General features: G+C 52.8%; 21 protein-coding genes. 8 read left to right on the top strand and 13 right to left on the bottom strand.

Features of this window, described 5'->3' with window-relative positions; translation table 11 throughout:
• Positions 1-150 precede the first annotated feature (150 nt).
• The 4 genes from msbA (at position 151) to KSF73_03395 (ending at position 6,190) form a co-directional block, all read left to right on the top strand.
• A complete protein-coding gene (msbA, locus tag KSF73_03410) occupies positions 151-1,968 on the top strand; it encodes a lipid A export permease/ATP-binding protein MsbA (GenBank protein ID MBV1774759.1) in 1,818 nt (605 codons plus the stop codon).
• A gap of 153 nt (positions 1,969-2,121) precedes the next feature.
• Positions 2,122-3,231 (top strand): glycosyltransferase family 4 protein, encoded by a 1,110-nt coding sequence (locus tag KSF73_03405; protein MBV1774758.1) that lies wholly within the window; start codon positions 2,122-2,124, stop codon positions 3,229-3,231.
• The gene (gene asnB, locus KSF73_03400) at positions 3,231-5,084 is read left to right on the top strand and encodes an asparagine synthase (glutamine-hydrolyzing) (protein MBV1774757.1); all 1,854 of its coding nucleotides are present in this window, start codon (positions 3,231-3,233) and stop codon (positions 5,082-5,084) included. The genes KSF73_03405 and asnB overlap by 1 nt, the downstream gene beginning before the upstream one ends.
• Complete coding sequence (locus KSF73_03395; protein MBV1774756.1) at positions 5,081-6,190, top strand: glycosyltransferase family 9 protein; 1,110 nt, start codon at positions 5,081-5,083, stop codon at positions 6,188-6,190. Before asnB ends, KSF73_03395 begins: the two co-directional genes overlap by 4 nt.
• Here the strand turns inward: KSF73_03395 and KSF73_03390 are convergent.
• Positions 6,175-7,269, bottom strand: a complete 1,095-nt coding sequence (locus tag KSF73_03390) for a hypothetical protein (protein MBV1774755.1) — start codon at positions 7,267-7,269, stop codon at positions 6,175-6,177. The genes KSF73_03395 and KSF73_03390 overlap by 16 nt on opposite strands.
• A gap of 287 nt (positions 7,270-7,556) precedes the next feature.
• Here KSF73_03390 and KSF73_03385 point away from each other — a divergent pair, with 287 nt between their 5' ends.
• The 4 genes from KSF73_03385 to KSF73_03370 all read left to right on the top strand — a co-directional run bounded on the left by KSF73_03385 (position 7,557) and on the right by KSF73_03370 (position 11,149).
• The gene (locus tag KSF73_03385) at positions 7,557-8,696 is read left to right on the top strand and encodes an O-antigen ligase family protein (protein MBV1774754.1); all 1,140 of its coding nucleotides are present in this window, start codon (positions 7,557-7,559) and stop codon (positions 8,694-8,696) included.
• A 106-nt stretch (positions 8,697-8,802) separates the two neighbouring features.
• On the top strand, positions 8,803-9,942 hold the full coding sequence (locus KSF73_03380; protein MBV1774753.1) for a homoserine O-acetyltransferase: 1,140 nt from the start codon (positions 8,803-8,805) through the stop codon (positions 9,940-9,942).
• Positions 9,939-10,529 carry a methionine biosynthesis protein MetW gene (gene metW, locus KSF73_03375; GenBank protein ID MBV1774752.1) on the top strand — a complete coding sequence of 197 codons (591 nt, stop codon included), beginning with the start codon at positions 9,939-9,941 and terminating at the stop codon, positions 10,527-10,529. The genes KSF73_03380 and metW overlap by 4 nt, the downstream gene beginning before the upstream one ends.
• Before the next feature lie 38 nt (positions 10,530-10,567).
• Complete coding sequence (locus tag KSF73_03370; protein MBV1774751.1) at positions 10,568-11,149, top strand: 2OG-Fe(II) oxygenase; 582 nt, start codon at positions 10,568-10,570, stop codon at positions 11,147-11,149.
• A gap of 111 nt (positions 11,150-11,260) precedes the next feature.
• On the opposite strand, the gene KSF73_03365 is transcribed toward KSF73_03370, so the two are convergent.
• The 12 genes from KSF73_03365 to KSF73_03310 form a co-directional block, all read right to left on the bottom strand.
• Entirely contained in the window at positions 11,261-11,713 is a 453-nt protein-coding gene (locus KSF73_03365; GenBank protein MBV1774750.1) for a GNAT family N-acetyltransferase, read from the bottom strand.
• Positions 11,710-12,666 (bottom strand): hypothetical protein, encoded by a 957-nt coding sequence (locus KSF73_03360; GenBank protein ID MBV1774749.1) that lies wholly within the window; start codon positions 12,664-12,666, stop codon positions 11,710-11,712. The genes KSF73_03365 and KSF73_03360 overlap by 4 nt, the downstream gene beginning before the upstream one ends.
• Positions 12,667-12,669: 3 nt before the next feature.
• Entirely contained in the window at positions 12,670-13,638 is a 969-nt protein-coding gene (locus tag KSF73_03355) for a hypothetical protein (protein MBV1774748.1), read from the bottom strand.
• 70 nt (positions 13,639-13,708) lie between these two features.
• Positions 13,709-14,425 (bottom strand): WbqC family protein, encoded by a 717-nt coding sequence (locus KSF73_03350; GenBank protein MBV1774747.1) that lies wholly within the window; start codon positions 14,423-14,425, stop codon positions 13,709-13,711.
• A gap of 33 nt (positions 14,426-14,458) precedes the next feature.
• On the bottom strand, positions 14,459-15,571 hold the full coding sequence (locus tag KSF73_03345; protein MBV1774746.1) for a DegT/DnrJ/EryC1/StrS family aminotransferase: 1,113 nt from the start codon (positions 15,569-15,571) through the stop codon (positions 14,459-14,461).
• Between the two features lie 169 nt (positions 15,572-15,740).
• Complete coding sequence (locus KSF73_03340) at positions 15,741-17,054, bottom strand: glycoside hydrolase family 99-like domain-containing protein (GenBank protein MBV1774745.1); 1,314 nt, start codon at positions 17,052-17,054, stop codon at positions 15,741-15,743.
• A gap of 14 nt (positions 17,055-17,068) precedes the next feature.
• The gene (locus KSF73_03335; GenBank protein ID MBV1774744.1) at positions 17,069-19,246 is read right to left on the bottom strand and encodes a glycosyltransferase; all 2,178 of its coding nucleotides are present in this window, start codon (positions 19,244-19,246) and stop codon (positions 17,069-17,071) included.
• An 8-nt stretch (positions 19,247-19,254) separates the two neighbouring features.
• The gene (locus KSF73_03330) at positions 19,255-20,409 is read right to left on the bottom strand and encodes a hypothetical protein (GenBank protein ID MBV1774743.1); all 1,155 of its coding nucleotides are present in this window, start codon (positions 20,407-20,409) and stop codon (positions 19,255-19,257) included.
• A 2-nt stretch (positions 20,410-20,411) separates the two neighbouring features.
• Positions 20,412-22,007, bottom strand: coding sequence for a class I SAM-dependent methyltransferase (locus KSF73_03325; protein ID MBV1774742.1), 1,596 nt, complete (start codon positions 22,005-22,007; stop codon positions 20,412-20,414).
• Positions 22,004-23,242 carry an ABC transporter ATP-binding protein gene (locus KSF73_03320; GenBank protein ID MBV1774741.1) on the bottom strand — a complete coding sequence of 413 codons (1,239 nt, stop codon included), beginning with the start codon at positions 23,240-23,242 and terminating at the stop codon, positions 22,004-22,006. Before KSF73_03320 ends, KSF73_03325 begins: the two co-directional genes overlap by 4 nt.
• An 85-nt stretch (positions 23,243-23,327) precedes the next feature.
• Entirely contained in the window at positions 23,328-24,221 is an 894-nt protein-coding gene (locus KSF73_03315) for an ABC transporter permease (GenBank protein MBV1774740.1), read from the bottom strand.
• A complete protein-coding gene (locus tag KSF73_03310) occupies positions 24,130-24,636 on the bottom strand; it encodes an acyltransferase (protein ID MBV1774739.1) in 507 nt (168 codons plus the stop codon). The genes KSF73_03315 and KSF73_03310 overlap by 92 nt, the downstream gene beginning before the upstream one ends.
• Between the last annotated feature and the right edge of the window lie 117 nt (positions 24,637-24,753).

Below are 24,753 nucleotides of genomic sequence, written 5' to 3'. Positions count from 1 at the left end.
CAATGATTAAGATTACCAATACCTGTCATTTATTTACATTTTAACAAATGCTTTAACAACAGCATCCGCATCATATATTCATAGCACACACCCGTTGCTTCACCTGACCCTCGTGTAAAATAGGCTGATTCCACACACACTGGCACTTCCGTGAACACACGCGATCTCTACCTGCGCATCCTCGGCTATTTCCGTCCCTACGCAGGTATTGCCACAGGCACCACACTCGCTGTCGCCATCGCATCTGCTACCGATGTATTACTGGTGAAACAGTTAGGCACGGTCATCGATGCATTCGATAGCTCTCGGCTCATGCCGAATGCAGTCAGTACAGCATCCTCTCTGGATTGGCTGTCACACTGGCTGGTACTCGACCCGCGCCAGGCTGCGCTGTGGAGCATACCTGCCGTCATCTTTTTTCTGACGTGTATACGCATGCTGGCCAGCTTTAGCGGCGAATACGGCAGCGCCTGGCTGCAAAGCCGCGTGCAACATGATTTGCGCGATCAATTATTTCGCCACGTCCTCACGCTGCCTAACCGCTATTTTGACAACACATCGACCGGTCTGACCCTGTCAAAAATTGCATTTGACGTCAACCAGATGTCTCAGGCGGGCTTAAACGTCCTCAATACGGTTATCAAGGATGGTGTGGCGGTAATTGGCTATCTGGCCGTCATGCTGAACAAAGACTGGCAATTGATGATGCTGGTACTGATTCTGGCACCCTGTGTGGGTTTGATCGTCAATGTCGCAGGCAAGCGTCTGCGCAAGCTTGGACATGATGCGCAATCGAGCTTTGGCGAGATGACCCGCGTGCTCGACGAAATTATTGGCGGACAGCGCGTGGTCAAGATTTTTGGCGGGCAGCGCTACGAAGCGGATCGCTTCAACACGGTTGCCAACCGCGTGCGTAGCCTGACGGTGAAGCAAGCATCTACGGCTGCTATTAACTCCGGCCTGATCATGCTGCTGATTGGTGCGGTGCTGTCGATCATCATTTACTTTGCGCTGAGCCGTGCGCGTCAGGGCCATTTGTCACCCGGCGATTTTGTGGCATTTATGGGCGCCTTGCTGGCAATTCAGGGGCCCGTCAAAAGTCTGACCAAACTGAACGAGCCGCTGCAAAAAGGCCTTGCCGCAGCTGAGTCCGCCTTCGATCTGCTCAAAGTCTCCGGCGAAGTCGACACAGGCAAGACTACGATCCTGCGTACGCGTGGCGAGCTGCTCTTTGATGCCATCGCGTTCCATTACACGCCAGATATCGAGGATAGCCGTCCGGCACTCAAGCAAGTATCCCTCGCTATCCCTGCGGGTGAGACGGTCGCTTTGGTGGGAGCATCGGGCAGCGGCAAAACCACGATTGCCAATCTGCTGCCGCGCTTCTACGATCCGTCAGCAGGCCGCATCCTTCTGGATGGTATCGATATTCGCGACATGCCCCTGTCCGATTTGCGCCGCCAGATTGCGCTGGTGTCACAGGATGTCGTGCTGTTTAACGATACGATCGCCGCCAATATTGCCTATGGCGATCCCGCGCCGGATCTGGATAAGGTGATCACTGCAGGCAAAGCGGCTTTTGCACACGAATTCATCGAACGCATGCCGGATGGCTACCATACGCTCATCGGTGAAAATGGCACACGTCTATCCGGCGGTCAGCGCCAGCGTCTCGCGATTGCCCGTGCCATTTACAAAGATGCGCCACTCCTGATTCTGGATGAGGCCACCTCTGCACTGGACACAGAATCGGAGCGGCAAGTTCAGGCAGCGCTGGATATTCTGATGAAGGGTCGGACAACACTGGTGATCGCGCACCGGCTCAGTACCATCGAGCAAGCCGACCGCATCGTCGTGATGCAATCTGGCGAGATCATTGAAAGTGGCAATCATGCCAGCCTGCTTCAAACCGGCGGTGCCTATGCCGACTTGTACAACCTGCAGTTCCGGAGCAAGGACGCAGGCTGACGGTTACACTCTGTCACGACTCTAAACTGGCACGGATACCGCCAAGCAAGGTATAGTTCCGCGCCGACAGGCGGAATATGCGCAAACCAACACAGGGACAGCGCCGGACGGTGAGCATACCAACGGCAGATGACAGGAACGGATCGTCAGCACTTGAATATTCTGCACACTGAATCTTCGACAGGCTGGGGCGGTCAGGAAATTCGTATCCTGACTGAAATGCGCGGCATGATGGCACGCGGCCATCAAGTGATGCTACTCGCCCCCGAACAAGCCCCGATTCTGCCGGAAGCCCACAAACGCGGTATTCCGGCCACTGGTTTGCCCATTGCCAAGAAGCGCATTCCAGCCTTACGCGCCTTGCGCCGCTGGCTCGCCAAGCATGGGCATGAGTTTGACATCATTAATACGCATAGTTCCACTGATGCGTGGCTAACCGCGCTCGCATGCCGCTCTCTGCCCGCGATGCCGCCTATGGTGCGCACCCGCCATGTATCTACCCAGATTAGCAATCGCCCGAGCACCCGCTGGCTGTACAAAGTCGCCACCTCGCATATCGTGACGACAGGCGAAGTGTTACGCCAGCGCTTGCATCAATATAACGGATTCGATCTTGCCCGGATGACATCCGTGCGGACCGGCATTGATCTCAGTTATTTCCAGCCAATTCAGCAAAGCGAGGCCCGCAAGCGGCTCGGGCTCGGCGAACAACCGCTGCTTGGCGTCCTGTCTGCGCTCATCGACCGTAAAGGACATGATGCCCTGCTCGATGCATGGCAAGTGGTGAGCCAGCAATTCCCCGAATGGAAGCTGATCATTATCGGTGACGGCCCGCGCCGATCACATCTGGAAAACCGCATTCAGACTCAGCGACTGGAATCCTCAGTACAACTCGTTGGCCGCCAGGCGGATGTCACCCTCTGGCTCAGTGCACTTGACCTCTTCACTCTGCCCACATGGGGCGATGAGGGCGTACCGCAATCCGTGATGCAGGCCGTCGCCTGTGGCCTGCCCGTCGTCACCACCAGTGTGGGTGCGATGGCTGAAGCCGTACTGAACGAGCAAACCGGCCTGATTGTACCGCCACGGGTCAAAGCATCGCTGGTGCAGGCATTGAGCCGTCTGATGGCCGACCGAGAACTGCGCCGTAAAATGGGCCATGCCGGACTTGAGTATGCACGCACACACTTTGGCATCGAACAGATGCTGGACAAAATGGAACACGTATTCCGCCAGGTGATACAGGAAACGGAGCTGCGCTGATGTGCGGAATTGCAGGATTCTTCGGCCAGCGCCCGATTGCGCCGGTCACCCGACAGGCCATGCTGCGGGCGCTCCGTCAACGTGGCCCGGATGCGCAGCACGAACATTGCTGGAATACGGCCGGTGACATCATATCCGCAGATCAGTCTGCGACAGCAGGTATGCTGCATGCGCGCCTCTCGATCCGCGACCCACGCCCGATTGCCGATCAGCCGATGCACAGCGCCGACGGCCAGATCTCCATCTGCTACAACGGCGAAATCTATGGCTGGGAAGATCAGCGCGAGTCACTCGAGGCCTGCGGGGCGGTTTTCCATACAAGCTCTGATACCGAATTCATCCTGCGCGCCTATGAAGCGTGGGGGCTAGATGCGCTGATTCCGCGCCTGCGCGGCATGTTTGCCATTGCGATTCTCGACCGGCGCATCGGCAAACTTTTCCTGCTGCGTGACCGCATGGGTCTCAAGCCGATGGTATATAGCCACGGGCCGGATGGCATTGCCTTTGGTTCAACCGTCCGCAGCGTACTACCGTGGCTGCCGCAGGATCAGCGAGCCTTTTCACAGACATCCATCGATGCCTATCTGGCGCATCGCTACATTCCGGCACCTGCTACCATTTTCCAGCACATTCAGCGCCTGCCAAACGGGCATGTGCTGACTTACTCGCTGAATAATGGCTCGGTCGACATTCGCCGTTACTGGGCGCCTGTTGCAGATGGTTCAGGCTGCGTGGAAACTGCACTGGCGACACTGGACGAGGCCGTTTCCCTGCGCACGGTCGCAGATCGACCACTGGGCGTATTTCTCTCCGGCGGGATTGATTCAAGCTGTGTCGCCAGCCGACTGGCTGCGCAACAACGCACCGAACTGTGTTCGTTCACTGCCAGTTTTCCCGGCACCAAGTTTGATGAAAGCAGCGATGCCGCCGAGATTGCGCAGACACTCGGGCTCAACAACCTGGCGCTGCCCATCCCTACGCAGCTGGGCGATGATTTCGAGCGGATTGTGGCCGACCTGGACGAGCCCTTTGCCGACCCATCCAGTTTTCCGACCTGGTATCTCTCGCGCGAAACCGTCAAGCATGTCACGGTCATTCTGGGCGGGGATGGTGGCGACGAGGTCTTTGCGGGCTACAAGCGCCATCCCAAGCATATGAAGCAGGCGTGGCGCGGCAGCTTTACCCTGCCGCTCCCGTCAATCAGCAGCCCAGCAGCAAAAGGCCTGGGCAAGCTAGTGGATGAACTGCGCCTGAGCTGGCAAGATGCCTATACGCTGCGTTTTTCCGGTTTTACGCCTGCACAGCGCAGATGGCTTTCCGGTGACAGAGTCTTGCCGAAAACCATGTACTGGCGCACACCAGACGTTCAGGAATCCGCGCCGGTCAAGCAATTGCTGGCACTGGATTTTGCCAATACGCTGCCGGAATACATTCTGCGTAAGGCCGATCTGTGCACCATGGCACATGGTCTGGAAATGCGCGCGCCACTGCTAGATCATGTGTGGCTGGGTGAACTGTTTGCCCTGCAGGATCAGATCCGCTTTACCCAGCCAGCCAAGTACCTGCTGGCGCAGGCCATGCCGCAACTGGCGCCGCTCGACCTGTTCAACCGCAAAAAACGTGGCTTTAATCCACCACTGACCGGCTGGCTCCGCAACGATCTGAATGGCCGCTTCGCGGGGCTTGGCGAGCGATTAGAGCAGCTCACCGATGGCTGGCTGGATGCTGCACGCATTGATCAGTTTAGCGCCAGCTATCTAAATGGACAGGAAGCACTGGCGGAAACTATCTTGCAGCTGCTGATTCTGGATGAGAGTCTGGCGCAACTCGACGTATTGCGGAGCAACCCATGAGCCGCAGCACCGGTCGCTTAATCAGCATCGGACTCGCGCTGCTGCGCACACCGTTTTCATGGCCACGGCGCAAACCTTCCTCCCCCAAGCGCATTCTGGTACTGCATCACCTGCTGCTAGGCGATTCGATTATGCTGACTGGCTTACTCGCCAGCCTGCGTGCCCGTTTTCCGGATGCCGAACTCGCAATGGCCATGCCAGCAGGCTTGGTGCCACTCTACCAGCATCGCCCATATGGCGTGGAACCGCTGCCATTTAACCCGCGAGATGCAGCTACCATCCGCGCGCTGATTACGCGCCCTTCACCGGACTGGGTGCTGATTCCCGCCGAAAACCGCTACTCATGGCTGGCTCGCGCCATGGGGGCGCGCTGGATTACTGCATTTGCTGGCGACCAACCGGCATGGAAAAACTGGATGGTGGATGAATGTCTGCCCTGTCCGGATACGCCAATGGCCTGGGGAGACTGGGCCGCGACCATGGCAGATCATGATGCACGACCTGTATTTCATCCGGATCACTGGCCAGCCCCCACGGCAGCGCCATTCAAGCAACCTGTTGCTCCGTATGTCGTGATTCACATCGGCTCCAGCTCGCCCTTGCGGCGGTGGGAACCGGAAAAGTGGCGCACGCTGGCCGCGCATTGCGAATCCTTGGGATTAGAGATTGCCCTGAGCTGTGGCCCGAATGAGCGTGAGCTGGCTGCTGCTGTCGACCCTGAAGGACGGATGCATCATTTCGCGGGCAATCTATCGCTCGCCCAACTGTGGCAGCTACTCGCGCAAGCCCGGATCGTGATCAGTCTGGATACCGGCGTCGCGCATCTGGTGCACCTGACCGGTACGCCTTCGGTCATCATTTACGGCCCCGGTTCACCCGTGCTGTTCAGTGGTGGCGAGTTCTGGCGCGATCACCCCGAAATCAAAGTCGCCCTGCCCGATTACGCCTGCCGAGACGAAAACATCATTTTCATGCGACATATTCCGTGGGCAGGCCATTGCGGCAGAACGCTCAAAGCCTGCCAGTCGCCTCGCTGCATGATTGATCTGCCCGTTCAATCAGCAATAGATGCAGTGCATACCCTACTGAGTCAAACGTCAACCTGACCCGCATTCGTCCGGCTCACCAAGGTCGCCAGATCTGCAATGATTCGCGCAACCGGAATATCAGCGACAGAGCGAGTATCCGAAATAATTTGTGTTGCATGCGGATTATTCGGCCCCCAGGCTGCTGCGTTGCTGTAGATGCCCGTTGCGGGATCATCTATTTGGTACAGCGTCACAATTGGCCGCTGATAGGCAGAGGCGGCATGTACGATAGAGGTATCGGGTGAAATCAGCACATCGGCGTGCTTCACCAGTGCGAGTGCAGACAAATAATCAGCAAAGGGCGACTTCAAGACGCCATTCAGATTGATGTCTGCAATATCGGCCGGCTTACCAGTCAGAATCAGATTGAAGCCCGGTGCATGGCACTGCATCCATTCAACGATGGACGCGAGCTGGCCTGAAGTCAGACTGCGATATGGGCTATCACCCTTTACATTGATCACCAGATTCGCTGCAGCAGGCAGGCTGGCTAGCCAAGCTTGCACCTGTTGCTCTGCTGTCTCGCCCATGGGAGCATCATACGTGAGATCTACCTGTTCAACGGGCAAATCAAGGGCCTGTAAAATATCCAGATTGCGCATCACTGCGTGGCGTTTGAGACTGAAATTTTCGTCAATATTGCAGTCATAGATCGGGTATGCCGCCTTATTGAATCCCAGAATGTGTTTTGCCCCCAGCAATCTGAGCAGGAGGAGATCTTTGTAGGTCGGCTTTTCATTCCGCTGGTCAATCAGCAAATCGTAGCCCGCGCCACGCAACGAGCGCGCCAGCTTTGCCACCGTGCCAATAGAGTCGCCATGCTGGTAGATTCGGTCCACATATGGATTACATGCGAGCAAACCAGCCACCGCCTCGCGAGTGATGATATCCACCTGCATGCCTGCCCGCTTCAACTCCCGGATGGCTACCGTCGAGACAATTAAATCACCCAACTTATTGTTATCACGCAGGAAAACAACTTTGCGCACCTTGCTCGGATCAAATCTGCCAGGATGCGGGCGTGTCAATATCCTGGCTGCGAGTTGATCCAGCAGCGCTCTGCGCTTGGCGTGCAGCGGGCCCATCTTAAATGCCATACCCATTTTCCGGTGAGAGTTAATCAGCGCGCCAGCCCCCGACCCCTTCACACGGTGATTTATGCGATCATGCTGCATACATGATGTGCTGAAGGTACGTGTGCGCCTTTGCAAGCGTCCGCAGCAGGCGGGCAAGGAATGCGCGACAGTAAAGCGTTCAACCCCCTAAATCAAGACGCCCTTCTGCAAAAATTTTGATGCCATTGACAAACGCTGAAATGAATCCACCTGCTCCATCTGATATAAACGCGTTGACTCGGGATACATTCAGCCGAGTATCCGGCAGGATGCTCATTGCGCTCCTTGCGCTGATTCCCTTGCTATCCGCTCTGTCATCAAGGGGCGGCAGTTACGGCGGGCTTTTACTGATTGCGATTGCGCTATTCAATTTCCGGGACGCACTGCGCAAGGTTCCACTCACCCGCATGGATACCGTGGCAGGCTGGGTGCTACTTGCCCTGCTAACGCTCAATGCCGCCCATGCGATCGCGAGAGGCTTACCTCTCTCGGTGCTTCAGGCACCGCTTATCTGCGCCATGGCCTTTCCGCTGATGATCGTATTACGCGGACAACGCAGCATCACTCAGGCAATCATGATGGGATGCCTGGCCGGCGCCATGGCGAGCGGCGCGCTGGGGCTGTGGCAGCACGAGATACAGGGCATTGCACGTGCAGGCGGTTTTCATCACTACATCGCATTCGCCAATATGGCGGTACTCTTTGCCTTGATCACCAGCCTGACCCGCCCATCCGGGCGCATGGGGTTGATTGTGTCGTCACTGGCATGGATAGGGGCCATCGGTGCAATCATCGCCTCGCAAACCCGATCGTCCCTCATCGCTGCAGTTGCCGCGTGCTTCTACTACATCCTGCAAAAGGGCAATCCACGCTATACACGCGCGGCTCTTGTTGCCATGGCATCCGGCCTGATACTAGTCATGGCCATGCCTGGCCGCATGAATGATCTGATCAGTGAAATCGGTCATTACCGCCAACAGCAGATAACAGGCAACTCAATGGGACAACGTCTCAGCATCTGGGACATGGGGATACGCGCCTGGCGCCAGCAGCCACTCACCGGTATTGGGCCGGGAAATAGCAAGGCGCTGATCACAGCGCAGGCACACGATCATCTCGCAAGCCTGCAAGGGCTCTCCCATATGCATAATGACCTTCTGGAGACCCTGGTCACGCTCGGTTTACCGGGTGCCGCATTATGGCTGGCTTGGTATATTGTCATTTGGCGTCGATTTAATGCCAGCACACATATTCAAACTAAAACAGCAGGTCACACCTATTTAATTGCGCTGCTGATAATGTGCATGACAGAGACACTGGCAGGCCAGAGTATCATGATCACAATCTCCACGCTCTTGCTGGCCGCGCTATGGTCGCAATGTGAAAATACAAGTAGACTTCAGGGTTAGTCCGCACTGGATCTTTATGCATGGCATGCGTGTAAACAGGACGCATCCTTCAATCATCCCAGTCGGACAATTAGCCGTCCCCGACCCTTAAAGTTGATCGCCCAATATGTTATCTAGTGATTCCGTTGGTCTGGTACGCGCCCAGCGCGCCGACTTTACCGAGCCGCTCCCGCTGCAAGGCGGAGCCTCGCTGTCCGAATGGACACTGGTCTATGAGACCTACGGCACACTGAATGCCGACCACTCCAATGCCATCCTGATCTGCCATGCCTTATCCGGCAATCATCATGTAGCAGGGTGTTATACCCCGGAAGACAAATACCCCGGCTGGTGGGATAGCATGGTCGGCCCCGGCAAACCGATTGATACCAATCGCTTCTATGTAGTGGGCGTCAACAATATCGGCGGCTGCCACGGCAGTACCGGCCCATCCAGCATCAATCCGGCAACCGGCAAACCCTGGGGTTCACAGTTTCCGGTCGTCGTGGTGAATGACTGGGTACATGCGCAGGCCAGACTGGCCGATTTGCTCGGTATTCAGACATGGGCTGCCGTCATTGGCGGCAGTCTGGGTGGCATGCAGGCACTGCGCTGGACAGTTACGTTTCCCAAGCGCGTCCGCCATTGCCTGACCATCGCCTCTGCGCCAAAGCTCACCGCACAGAATATCGCCTTCAACGACGTTGCTCGCAACGCCATCCTCACTGATCCGGATTTCCACGGCGGCGATTACTATGCGCACGGCGTGGTGCCACGTCGCGGGTTGCGGCTGGCCCGCATGCTCGGACACATCACCTATCTATCGGATGAAGGCATGGGCGGTAAATTCGGCCGCCAATTGAAAGCAGGCGAATACGGTTTCAGCTACGACACCGAATTCGAAATCGAATCGTATCTGCGCTACCAAGGCGATCGGTTTGCCGACGTATTCGATGCAAATACCTACCTGCTGATGACCAAGGCGCTGGATTACTTCGATCCCTCGCGTCACTTCAACGGCAGCCTGCCTGCTGCATTGCAGGCTACGGATGCAAAGTTTCTGGTCATCAGTTTTGATAGTGACTGGCGCTTCTCGCCGGAACGCTCCAAAGAGACCGTCAAGGCGCTACTGGATGCCCGCAAACATGTGGTCTACGCCGAAATCGAATCCATCCACGGCCACGATGCCTTTTTGATGACGGATGATCCCTATATGCGCCTGATGCACACCTATCTTGATCGTGTTGCCAAGGAGGTTGGCGTATGAGTCAGCTCCGTCCCGATTTAGCGCGCATCGCCGCCTGGATTGCCCCCAATACCCGTGTGCTCGACTTGGGCTGCGGTGATGGCGAACTGCTGGCGTGGCTACGCGACAACAAGCAAGTCTCCGGCTACGGCGTTGAAATTGATGTAAATGGCGTCATCGGTGCAGCCGCCCGTGGCGTGAATGTGATTCAGCGCGATCTGGAATCCGGGCTGGCCGGTTTCGAGTCGGCATCATTCGATTACGTGGTGCTGTCACTGACCATTCAGTCGATGAAGCATATCGAAACCATCCTCGACGAGATGCTGCGCGTCGGACATATCGGCATCATCACCTTCCCGAATTTCGGCTACTGGGAAAACCGCTGGCAACTGCTGCGCGGCCGCATGCCTGTCTCAGAAACCATTCCCTACCAGTGGTACAACACGCCCAACATCCACCTGTGTACGATCAACGATTTCGCTGATCTGATCACCCAGCGTGGTGGACGGATCCAGAGCCAGCAGGTGCTGCATCAGGGCGAACGCGTCAATGTGCTGCCCAATCTGCGTGGAAGTCTAGCGCTGGTGAAATTTGAACGCGCGCTGTGATGACACTTGAAGCATTCCAGGCCCGAATAGAAGCCGCCATGGATACACTCGCGGAACAGGGCTGGGTGATTCTGGATGACTTTCTGACGCCGGAAGAATCCGCAGCGCTAAAGGCATCCGGGCAATCCCGGGAAGATGCAGGGCAGCTATACCGAGCGGGCACGGGTCGCCAGCAAGGTCTGGCCGTGCGTGATGATATTCGCGGAGATTCGGTTTACTGGCTGGACACAGAGGATACTACCCCTGCTGAAGCGGTGTTCCTGCACAAACTCGACACCCTGCGTCAGACCCTGAATCAGGCGCTGTACACCGGGCTAGCCGACGGCGAATTTCATCTGGCGCACTACCCACCCGGAACAGGCTACGCGCGCCACCTCGACCGCTTTCGCGACAATGATCTGCGCACCATTACGCTGGTGTGCTACCTGAATGAAGCGTGGCAACCCGAACATGGCGGCTGCTTGCGCGTCTGGCAGGATGAAGCCGGAGAAACCGACTGGTTCGATGTCGAGCCACTCGCCGGCCGTGCGATCCTATTCCGGTCCGAACGCTTCTGGCATCAGGTGCAATCTGCCTTTGCAGATCGCTGGAGTGCGACGGGGTGGTTTAGGCGGCGGTGATTATTTTTCATAATTACAAGCCACCATCTTGACCTAAAGCATTCAACATTTATTGTTCAAATCTTTCAGCCGAGACGAATTGTTTCTACCTACATCTTCAAAACCAATCTATTACGTACTCCCTTCAACGCACAACTTGAAAACAAAATTCTCGCCATCATTAGTAGCTTGAACAAAACCCATTTTAGTATACAGTGACTGTGCAGGAAGATTATTCACAGCCACCTGCAGTTCAATCCGCCGAACACTTTCTTTTTTCAGGGCCGCGATACAATCGCCAAGCAAAATTTTTGCAATCCCCAAGCCACGAAAATCCGGTAACACGCTCACGCTGGTAATAAAGGCAAGATGATTCACTGTATCATTGCAATAAACAGCAACTACGCCCACAAGTTGATCATCACTCCAAGCCTCGAATCGATGCGCGAACTGAACAATTTTCGCCGCATATGCATGAATATCGACTCGCTGACTTAATGGCGGAATGAAAGTTGCGTCACATGCCAGCAGATGTGACGCCAACATATCCGTCTGAGCGACATTAAAATGTCGAACCATATTCAAATTGCAAGCTCCGCCAAGCCGAATCCTTGCCGGCCAAATTGGTTACCGTTATAAAGCAAATAAACCTTTCCGTCGCATTCAAACACATTGGGGTAGCACTGCATATCACTATCCCATTCACCTGCATCGCCCTCAAGTAGGGGGTGCTGATCGTCTCTCGTCCAGTGAGCGAGATCATCGGAATATGCATGTCCAATACGATATCCGCGACCTTTTGTTTTCCTGAAATCAAAAGTTTCGCGATAACAGAAGAACATATGGAAACGCTGCCCGATCTGAACTACGGTCGGCAATGCCTGACATTCATCCTGACCAAGCACATCCGGAATGATATTCACCCCTTCACGCTTACTCCATTCAATACCATCTGCCGATGTGGCATATCCGATTTTATAGGTTCTATCAGGTGGGCTAGCCGCATCTCCTTGCTTCCAGCCCGTCCCAAAAATGTACCACATATAATAAACGCCATTGATGCGCTTAACAAAACCATCGCCAACCAAACATGGCTCTTTAGGTGAGGAAGAAAGCACAGGGCCATCGCCAATGCGCTGAAAAGTACGCCCTTGATCTTTACTTTCTACCCACCCAATTCCTGTTTCAACGGAAACCGCAACACGCCGACTCCAGCCAGTGGTATACGCGCAAACCCGATCCCCATCACGCATCACGCTAAACGGAAAAATCCCGTGTTCATCAAACGAACCAAGAGCACCCAGCGGGATGACTGTATCAGTAGCAACCTGAATAATTTTGCGGAAATCTTTAGCAAAATCCACGAACGAAACGTGACTTAGAAACTTGCCATTGACGTCTACCGCTCGGGTTGAAAAATAAACTCGAACAAAATCATCAAATACCAATGCCTGAGGCGATTGAGCAAACTCGACGCAACCATTTGCAAGCATATGTTCTTTAGGATCAAAGATCTTGCCATGCTTAATCCATTTCATATCCTACTCCAATCGACCATCGAGTTCTGCCAGTCCAAATCCAAATCGACCGACCTGATTTCCGAGATATGCCATGTATGTTTTTCCATCCAATTCAAATACATGTGGATAGCTCACCATCTCGGCATCCCACCCTTCATCGGATACGGTGATACCGGCCTTTTCATCGTCTCTAACCCAATTTAACAGATCTGTGCTATGCGCATATCCGATACGGTAACCATTTTCTTTACCCCGATAATGCTCACTATATCGATAGCAGAAGAACATGTGATATTTCCCATTGGCAAATATCACATCCGGACTAGCCTGAGCCTCATCAACCTCAATGCGACTCTCAATCAAATCCCGGTTGACTTTATGCCAATTCAGCCCATCATCCGACACAGCCATACGAATCTTATACACCGGCTCCGGTCGACCCGACACGACTTTCCATTTGGTGCCGGCAATATAAAACAAATGGAATTTCCCGTTAAATTTACGGATTTTCGGGCCACTTAATACAAAAGGCTCATGCAATGAATAACTCAATACAGGCCCTCTACCAATTTTTGTGAAGCTCTTACCCTCATCAAAACTTTCGGCAGCACCAATCGCCACATTAAAAGGAACCGATTCGCATCTTGTCCAACCAGCATAGTAGCCCAATAGGCGATTTTGTTCGCGAATCACAGAAACTGGGTAGGTACCAAATTCATCGAAATCCCCGATATTACCCAATGGCAAAATTGGTTCATCCGCCACTGCACGCACACTCATCAGATTGCGACGATCAAGGTCCACATAGGCCGATCGGCTTACATATTGTCCATTTTCATCAGGGCCTGGCCGACAGGAGAAGTAGACTCTAACAAAATCATCAAAAATGAGTGTGGCAGGAGCCTGAGCAAATTCCTTCAGCCAGGCTCGATCACTCACATCTTGAGGAGAAAATACTTTCCCCAGCTTTTTCCACTGAAACATACTCATTTCCTTTTCCTCTGCAGCCTATTCACCTTGAAGACGGCCGTACAACGCACTCGCAAACTCTAGGGCAAAATCAGTGAGCCTGTCCGGCTTTCAAGATATCAAAGTCGCCCTGGATAATTTCCATGCATCGTTCAACCGAGTTAAACATCATGACATCCAGAATAGACAACCAAGGTACAAATGAATTATCAAACTGGACATAAGGTGTCCCCTTTGATTTTATAAACGAGAGCGCAAGTCCACCTGCAGCAAACTCTTCACTCTGATACAGATCTACGCCACCTATCGGATTAAGATATTCAGTTGCATTTAATGCATGGCATATCGACATCACTCGATGTTTTCCAGCAAGTTGATGATCCGCAGGAATTTCCGAAGATATCAATATTGGCGTATCAATGTTCAGATAGTGGCACACTTCCCTAATTGAGTGATGAATAAACTTGAAGAGATTATTACTCTCACACGCCAGGATTCTATCAAGCAACGCATTTACACTTGCAAAGTAAGGCGCCTTTCTATATGCACCTTCCAACTTTCTCTTGAATGCATTTCGATCAAAATCCACAGAAATTTGCCGTTGCACTACATCAAGCGAATCTGAGTCTTTCTTTAACTGCAAAGAAAAAATCGCATCCGAACCATTCTGCAGGAAACGATTCCGTGAAATCCATCCACTTTTCGTATACTTAATATTGTCATATACCACGAATACATCAGCAGCATGAATCAGCTGAAAGTAGCCAATGTATGGCAAGAAATAAGGCTGCATAATCGCAACTCTCATTCGCTCCTCCTATTGATCACCCAATCCAGCAACTCAGCCACCACACATCAAGCGAACAATCTTATCAACAACCTCATGCCCCAGATCAGGATATATCGGCAAACACAACACGCTATCCGCTACATTTTTCGAGACATCTAGCGCATGAGCATCATTCATCACCGAATTTCGATAAATTGAGAAATCAGAAATGAGCGGGTAAAAATATCGTCGCGCATAGATTCCGTGCTTGCGCAACAATGCATACACTTCATCACGAGATTGTGGAAAGCCATCTTCGATCAAGACCGGAAAATATGAATAATTCCGTGAGTACTGACTTCCAGTGTCTGGAATTTTTATTCCCTGCACAGACGAGAGCAGATCAACATACCGCTCAGCCACCAACTTTCGCCGTGCAATTGCAGCATCTACACACTGCAACTGCAACAATCCAAGCGCAGCATTAAATTCACTCATCTTCCCATTAATGCCGGGTGCAACCACTGTCGTCTCATCTAAGATGCCGAAGTTTTTCAAATTATCAATTCGACGCTTTGTTTTTGCGTCTTTACAAATAATCGCACCACCTTCAAATGTATTAAACACTTTTGTGGCATGAAAACTCAGCACCGACATATCACCATGATTCAGCACACTTCCACGCTCATCCTTTACGCCGAACGCATGTGCCGCATCGTATATTACCTTCAGATCATATGCATCTGCGATCTTCTGAATAGCATCTACATCGCAAGGTGTACCATAACAATGTACGGCCATAATTGCAGTCGTTTCCGGCGTGATCGCGGCCTCAATTTTGGACGGATCAATATTAAAACTAACCGGATCCACATCGACAAATACAGGCTTCAGGCCATTCCAGACCAATGAATGAGATGTCGCAACAAAGGAATACGGCGTAGTAATGACCTCTCCAGTCACACGTAATGCCTGAAGGGCTGTTACCAGTGCAATGGTCGCATTACAGAACAGGCTGATATATTCGACACCCAGATATTCGCACAGTGCCGCCTCTAACTTTTGATGATATGGGCCGCAATTTGTTAACACCTTACTGTCCCAGATATCCTTCAATAGCGGAAGAAAATCTTCAAATGGTGGCAGATCCGGCTTTGTTACGTAAATAATTTCTTTCTCATTCATGCTCATTCTATTCCAACCCTACCTGCACCCACGATTGATCCGTTCTTTGTACGAATTCAACACCACACCCTTGCTGCCATTTGCAGCAAAACGCTTGTAATGTAACAGATTTTGCGCATACCGGCTGCCATAAACATGGCGGAGGCGTACCCAACCACACCATGCTGTATTAAGCATTCATGCGGGAAACTATATTCCTTAACACCCGCTTCACCCGCGGAAACCGGTTCACCCACAAACGCGCCAATAAATACCCTCTGGCAAACAGGCCGGGCTTTGCTCGCTCGGCCAGATAGCGCATGCGTGAGAGTTCAGCCTCCACTTCACACACAGTCGCATCGGCCCGAATACTCAGCGAGGCGAATCTGCGCAGTGATGCATAGTCTGCATCGGCAGGCGGTATGAATGGCCACAACTTCGCACTGCCATCGGCATCTTCGATCGCACATCGCAAGGCCTGCCCCCAGGCTTTTCCGAAACGCTGGCTTGGCTCCAGAACACAGCCTTCGCCCCACTCATTCCACGCATTTACGAAGAGCAATTTTGCGGGCAAGTACTCATCCACCATGGTTTTCTGCATCATGCGCGCAAGCCAGGCCCGGAATATCAATGGCGAAGAACCCGCGTAAATATGGCCACTTAGCGGTCTGCGTGCCGTGTTGTCCCACGAGGGCATCACGCCACGAAAACGCGGATAATCCACAACTGGCTTGCTGACACAATACTCGGCTACGTCGCGGTAGGAAAAAATCTTACCGGTAAAGCCATCCACTTGTTCAGACACCTCATCCGACATAGTGCGGGCAACCACGCCATGAGGCGGGAATTCCACGGCGGCATCAAATCCATAGGGGCGCGGGTCGGTAATGCCAAAGCTCTGCACTGCACAAAACAGAGGCAACGGCACACCTGCCGCAGCACATTCCTCTTTCCAGCGCATAACCGTGGCCTGAGCATCGGGGAATAGCTCGATGCGGTATACCAACAATACGGGTCTGCCATCGACCCGCAGGTAGCGAGAATCTTTGAAGTAACGAATCAGGTCGCGCATGACGGCACGATCATCAGCGTCCGAATGCTGCTGCGCCATCAGCACATCTTGCTCCGCGCCATTCCAGCGGCGCGTCCAGTTTTCATTGGCCCAGCACAGACAAAATGGCAAATCAGCCGAGCGATCGTTCAGCCAGTCTTCGAGCGGCGTTTCCAGCAGGCGTTTGCCACCAAACCAGTAGTAATAAAAGCAAAATGCATCTACGCCAAATTCACGCGCCAGCTTAATCTGCTCGTGACGCACAGTGGGCAGGCGCAGATCATAGAAACCTAAATCGGCAGGCAAAATCGGTTGCTCATGCCCATCGAATACCGGTCGCCCCCGAACCACATTGGTCCACTCAGTGAATCCCTTGCCCCACCATGCGTCGTTTTCAGGAATAGGATGGTATTGCGGCAAATAAAATGCGACGACAGTAGGCTTGGACGACATAGCACTCAATGGATTCACCGGGCGATAAGTTTGAACGGGGTAATTGCGAGCTTCAGCATGACTCGAGCAATAAGACGCCCCGCCCTACCCAATCGGGGCGTACCCGCAATTTTCAGAATCATATATTCGTGAAAAGATCGCACGATCTCTTTTGCCGGTCGCTCCCCAGCCGAAATACGCACTGACTGATAACATTGCTCACTGGGGATGCCCACTGAAGAGCGCCTGGGTGGAAACTGACCCGTAGGGAAACGTCGCGGCTGCACAATCTGATGATATTGCACAACCATTTCCTCAACGGTCGTCATAATCTGAGTGCTTAAACAGGCTCGAACCTGACTCAATAACTCACGATTGTTCGTCAGGTGCTCGACCGCATCGACTAGTGCGACAGCATCCGGCTCGATCAGGAAACCTGTTTGACCATCCACAATCCGATCTACAAATCCCCCCAGCCGGGTGGCGACTACTGGAATACGGAATGCATTCATCTCGCTCAGGGTATAGCTGAATGTCTCGGGCACAATACTCAGCAATAAAGCCAGATCAGGCTGAATATCCGTCAGAATCGACACCAGCTGCGACCGTTCATATGCATGGATGAGATGCACATGTTTCATGGAGGCAAATGCATTGCCACCGTCACCACAGCCTACCAAATACACGTCTGCCCACGCCGTGATCCGTTTGATTGCAGCAGCCAGCAACGGCTTGCCCTTGCCTTCGGTCATGCGACCAGGCACCACGATTCGGAGTCTCGCACCACCAGATGCGGGAATCGCATGCGGCGCCAGATGCATGCCATGGCCAACGATATGCCAATCCGCCGACGCTAGCTCCGGCGCCAGTTGGATAAAGTTTCGCCGAACCGATTCAGTTGGCGCAATGATAGGAGGGTGTGTGCGCTCAATGGCGGAGAGCCAGGCACGACGAATCGGCATCCACTCCGCTGCAGACATATGTGCAAAGAGCTGACGCAGCGGATTTTTCTTTGCGCAGGCATCGTGCTCACGCTCGCCACACTGCTTGCATGTCGCATTGAAGTAAACATTCAGTGCCGGGCAGAACGGATAATAATCGTGTGCCACAACGACCACTGGCAGTCTTAGATCAAATACATCCAGCGAATGGCCAATCAGCGAAGAGATATACAGCTGATCTACCCCAAACTCGGCCACAATCCGCTCGATCGCTTTTCGCCAGGCAAGGTGGCGAATAGCAGTCGCGCGTATGGCTACCGCAAACTCCCATACCGCCAATGGCTCACTTAACTCTGTACTGTCATATAACTCAATGCGCTGACCGTATCGCCCCCAGCTTCCGACCGACTTCAAGATCAGATTTCTGCACCTGACATCACCGGAACAGAAATCTTTCACCCACGTTTCAAGACCTCCCCCCCAGCCATGCATGATATGCAATTGAACCGGGCGGCGATCATGCAAGTCATAGGAGTGAACAGGCTTAGCTGCCAGCGTCTCGAAATAATGCCGTATTCCCGTTAACGGATGTGCCCCGATATAGTCTTGTAACAGGATATGCTGCACATCCTTGCCTTGGAGATGATCAGGCTGAGGTGCAGCACGCACCAATACGGCACTATTCAGTACATGGGGGAAGCCCGCACTGCTGATTGCCCATGCAGACTCGAGATCATCTTTAGGGCGGCCGATTTTCAGCTGAAGTAGCCTTGGATCCCGCAGCACGTCAGAGGAGATCCAGACAGCATCACTCGCAAATACCGGTTGTTCGACCAGTCCGGCTGCATCTAAAGACAGCAGGCATGCGTTTAGCTCAGTCAGACTCAAGCCTGAGTCGATCGCAACCGGATCCTGCAGCGGACGATTCAACGCCGCCGGCGAAAATGTCCCGATCGGGAAGCTTATCTGTGCCGCATAGTGCGTTGCCATTCGAAGCGCAAAGAATGGTGGCAGGGTCACTGTCGACCGGATAAACCAACATCCGTGATCTGCAGCATGCAGCGCAAGGTCACCAAGCCCGATTGCGAGTCCTTCAACGCACACTGCCCTGATGTTGTCGTGTTGTCCGGCCAATGCCTGACAGTGTGCCATCCATTCCAAACCGGCTAGCAACACGAACGGCACGTTGGTGCCCGATGCATCCGTCTGCCACTGCTGTATAAGCGCTGCCGGATCAGACACGACCTGAATGATGACTACATCCTGACGCATATGACGGCTCAGACGAGTTTCAGCTTACGTGCCAGATTTGAAATCGCCTTGGCCAAACGCCATGAGCGGGACTGGTAAATATCTGACAGTTCTTTCCGCAACTGAGCGACATCCTGACCCTGAGCATCCAGCGCCGCCCCATTGCTGCCATACTCTTGTGCAAACCAGTGGAAATACGAGGCATTCACATTAGATGCGTCCATAGGAGAGGCGAAATAGGCAATCAAGTCCGGACGCGAACGGTAGGTAAAACGATGTGCCGCACTCACTTTCTCACCATTACTGAACACGCCGTATTTGCATGGCAACTTCCCTAGTGCGGCCTGGCCATAGCCATCGCATTCTGCGATATACCAATTACGCAGCGCATGGAGGGCAGGATTGCCTTTACCGTACACATTCAGCATGACTTCCTGCGCACCACTGTCAAATCCGGAAAAGTGATACACAACCAGCGGAGCCTCATTGACCGTGAACCCATACTGGAAATCACCCTTCACTTGTCGATGCGACAAATTCCAGGTGGCGACATTGTAGCCAGGATGACGCAGCACATGTAGATCAGCAAAAAAACAGGGCGCCAGATCAACCCATCGCTGATCGGTAAACAGGCCACCGGGAATATCGGCATAGCAGAATTGCTGCAAACGATCAGACCACCACTTGGCAAAACGTAAACCCTCGTCAGAGCGGCGCACTGCCAGGAAACCCAGATTGAATACGCCGTGTTTCAGGCTACAGATTTCGTTATCGCGAATTGCAGCAATGTCTTCTTCGGGCACAGTCTGATGCGGCGTCAGCACAATACTATGCTGGTCCAATTTCGCCTCAACCTCCGTCAGTGGCGAAAATACCGCCATATCCGGATCCAGATAGACCACTTTCTCAGCGCGTTGCAGCAGTTGTTCCAGCGCCGGACCTTTGACGGCCGTACACAGCTCAACCACGGAATGCTTGAATACCCACGACTCGAAATTGGGCAGGCCCAGCGATTCGGCGTACAGGACTTCGTCAAATGGCTCATCGGCAAGCACAAAATTTGCTGGCAAATCATCACTCAGCAGCAGCACAAATTCTGAGTCTGGGTGATGTTTCTTCACCGAATGAGCCAACACTCGTGCCTTGGGAAGATAATTGGCGGTGATACTGGTATAAAACAGCATGGTTAATTCCTGATAATCTTTAGAAGTCGCCCTAAGCGATACCAACGTGATTGTTTAATGACCTGCATCTCCGAAATCGTTGCATCTAGTTCTACCAACTTATTCGAAAATTCTAATTGCAATTCCTTAAATGCCGAATCGAGTGTCTGCCATTCATTTCGCGTTTCCTTCACCATACGCTCGGCATTTGCCAAGGCTAGGGAAAGCGTATTTGACTCCTGACGGCTCGCAAGCAGCAGCCCCTCGGCATGCTTAACTGCTGACGTTAGTTGAACAATCGATGCATCTCGCTCGACTAATGAAGCCTCAAGGTAAGCAAGCTGTGCTTTTTCTCTCGGCAACGCTGAGGCGGCATCTAATAACTGATCCAGCTGCTGAATCGAACCACTGAACACCTCTTCAGGAATGCCTAGATGGCTCGCCACCAGTGCAGCTCGCTGACCAAAATCATGTTTGATCACACTCAAGACACCCAGCATATCCTCTGACGCTGGCCATCCCATGTCGATCTCAAGCCTTGCGCCAGAGAGGTCTAGATGAGTCAGACCACAGATCAGGAAGGGGTCGGTTCCTGTAACCAATATGCGGTTTGCACTCAGCCATTGAATATCATTTTCACCACGGAAGGCTTCCTGCGTCCCATTCCAGTGCCAGATCGTCTCTCCGGCACAGGTAAGTGAAATCGACCATAGATCCAAAATGCATGGCCGATCACACACATCCAGCCGCAAGGAGGCAGGAGACTGAATGCCATCTGGCAAGTGAATCGAAATGCGCTGCTTTTCCCGCCCCACTTCACCAAAGGAAACAACTGAGTTCGACTCTGAAAAGTCACTTCCCCAAAACACCTGCACAGGGAAGACATGCTTCATCTCATGCTGTTCGACCAACACAGCGGACTCTGCCTCCGGAGAGGCCTCCAGCACAAACTGATACACATCCGCACCAGGCCGGGCAAAGGTCGCAGCCTTAATTGCACCGGACAGCATCTGTGAATATTCATCAGAAAATTCAGTCTGATGCAGTGGCAAGCAGAAATGATCTTGCCAGCTCACACCTAAACCACAGCTTCTCAAAAGATTCGAGAGCGTTTGATGAGTGAAAAAGCGCAAATGCGTACGATCCAGCAGACCTTCATGTGTATACACAAATTGGCCGTCTAGTAATTCACACACCACACCTGCATATGCCACATTAGGAAGGGAAATCAGCACCTTACCCTGATCCGCCAGCAATCCAACCAGAATTCGGAGCACATGCTCGGGATTGTAAAGATGCTCGAGTACATCTGCGCAAACAATGTAGTCGTAGCGCTGGGAAGCTAATTCAGCAGGCAGGTGTTCGCGATCCAGATCCGCGAGAAACATGGCACGATAGTGAGGCGCCGCCAACTGCAGCTCATCCGGATTATGGGTTAAACCATCAATCGTACAGTTGAGTTCCTGCTGGGCAAGCCAAATGGCTAAACCGCCGGAGCCGGTTCCCACATCGAGCACGCGTGCTCCAGGCGTGATTCTCCCCGCGAGACGCGTCAACGAATTCTCCTCATCCGAATCCACCTGACGCGTATAGACGTGTTGATATGTGTTTTCCATCATACCTGCCGTTCATCCTGCAATACTGCCAGCTCACAAGCAGTAGGCACCGAGAGTAAGCCATGAAGTACCTGCGAGATAGAGTGAAACCCGCATGCTTCATGCAACCAGTCATGAATGACATGCTCGAGCTGATTGCCGCTCCCCACTGCCGCCGTGATCACATAAGGCCCTGCCGCCAGATAAGGCAACCGAAATCGGAACCGCGCCCGGAAGAACCGTCCAGCCGGCACACTGCCTTGCAGCCGAACCGAGGTTGAGTTGTCACCCAATACCATTTGACCCAGCCTATCCTTAATATAAAAGCCAAACAATGGCTCGGATATGGGTCGATTGGCGCGCGCGGTCAACACCAATGAAACCCATTCGCCACCAGTGGATTGACTCAACACTTCTCCCGTATCATCTAGCAATCTTGCATCGAACATGGTGGATGCAGTGGTAGCCGGGTCGCCGTGATCTTGCTCATGTAAAAATGTATCCGCCAATGCAGCGGATATCGTGCCTACATGTCCGCCATCAGGCATATCGCCATCATCCGTGGCTTTCACCTCCACTTGAACCATGGCTTCAGCAGGTACTTCATCATCCACAGGCGAATTGTCGTAACACGCCTTCTGATAGGCCGATACCACCGTGAGGGCATCGCCCTCGGCGATTATCCTCCCGCCATCCAGCCAGATGACCCGATCACACAGATTGGTGACCGCACCTAGATCATGGCTGACAAACAGGACAGTACCATGCGATTGAAACTTGCGAAGAAATCGCATGCATTTCTGAGTGAAATAGATGTCACCAACTGATAATGCCTCGTCGACAATCAGCACATCTGCATCAATATGCGCAATGACAGAAAATGCCAGTCGAACGAACATGCCGCTGGAGTAGGTTTTTACAGGTTGATGCACAAAATCGCCAATGCCGGAGAATTCGACAATCTCATCAATACGTGCTGCGATCTGGGCACGACTCAACCCATAAATCATGCCGCTGATATAGATATTCTCAATACCGGTAAATTCAGGATTAAAGCCAGCACCCAATTCCAACAGTGCTGCAATTCGTCCATGCACGGCAACCGTACCGGCACTTGGCATCAAGGTACCGCACACTAATTGCAGCAGTGTCGATTTACCTGATCCATTTTTCCCGATAATGCCAACAGTTTCGCCCCGCCCCATTTTAATGGACACATCATTCAATGCAACAAATGGGTCGGGCGCAAACCTGGCCATGCCAGTTAACGCATGCAGGAAGCGTTGCGTGGGGCGTGCGTGACGACTAAATACTTTTTTGACAGAACAAATATCAATAACAGCATTAGATGGCATCTGCAAAACCACCTTTCAGACGCATAAAAAATGCTCTGCCCAGATAGGCAAATAATATGGTGAGCAAAACATATGCCACCAGCGGCATCGTATTGACCGCTTCACCATGAATCAGACAACTCCGGATGCCTTCAATCGGAAAAGTGATGGGCGACAACTGCATGAGCCAGCGGAATGACTCAGGTACAGCGCTGACCGGATAGAATACTGGCGACATAAATTGCATAAATGCGCAGAGAAATGTCACGACATGCTTGGTGTCTGGCACATATACGGCAATGGCTGCCACACAGTATGCAGTTCCAATCAGAAAAAACAGATAGCCAATCCAGTAAAATACGGCCAATAGCGCCGACCAGTGCAAGCCCAAAGTAATTGCCACGACCACCAGAAGCAATGCAAATGCTATGAATGCATGAATCACCCCCGACAACACTAGCGAAACCGGCAAAATATCGAGCGGGAAAACAACTTTCTTTACATAATTGACATTTTCGGCCATTACTTGAACAGAGCGATGCAATACCTCTGCAAATAAATTAAAGATCAATAACCCACTGAATATCATGGCGACAAATTCGGGCGAGTTACCACTACCCGCCCCCGTCCAACGCACTTTGAACACCATGCCAAATACGAAGGCATACGCACCCAGCATTGCCAGTGGATTAATAAAACTCCAGAAGAACCCTAGAAATGACCCGCGATAACGCGCATCAACATCGCGACGAGCGAGGTTGAGCAGCAGATCCAGCTTCCAGGATAGGCCGACAGATGACGATGACACGTGCTTATTTCTTGCCAAAAGGAAGCAATGATAACAGCTTGCGCCATCCCCGTGGACGCTCGCCTCTATAACCATAGATACGCGCGGGATTGCCAATCACTATCGCCATGTCCGGCACATCCCGCGTCACTACGGCCCCTGCACCGACAACGGCGCCCTTACCGATAGTTACACCCTGCAAAACAGTTGCTCCAGCCCCAATCCAGGCACCATCCTTTATGGAAATCGCCCCATAGGTCAATGGGTTATGCGCAACAATGGGTGAACCTTGATGAATTTCATGGCCTGCAGACAGGATACGTACATGCGGCGCAATCAGCACATCATCACCGATACACAACCCACCTTCACCGGACAGGTATGCACCTGCATTGATGGCAACACGGTGCCCGATGTGGATGTCTGCAAGGATGTTTTCTGAAAACGACCCGGTGACAAAGCGCACAAAGGGGAAAATCTTAACCTGATCGCCCATCCGGATGCCGCGCGCATCAATGGACGGGCCGCGCATGACGGTAAAGGTGCTGCTGATGCAGCAACCTTCACCCAGCGCGTCGAGTTGGTCGTGAGATTCTGTGAGGGGGGGGATTCCGAATTGATCCTGATACATCAGAAACCCTTGTTTAAG

The organism is Burkholderiaceae bacterium DAT-1, from assembly GCA_019084025.1.
GTDB lineage: Bacteria > Pseudomonadota > Gammaproteobacteria > Burkholderiales > Chitinimonadaceae > DAT-1.
This window is presented reverse-complemented; position numbering and strand designations above follow the sequence as displayed.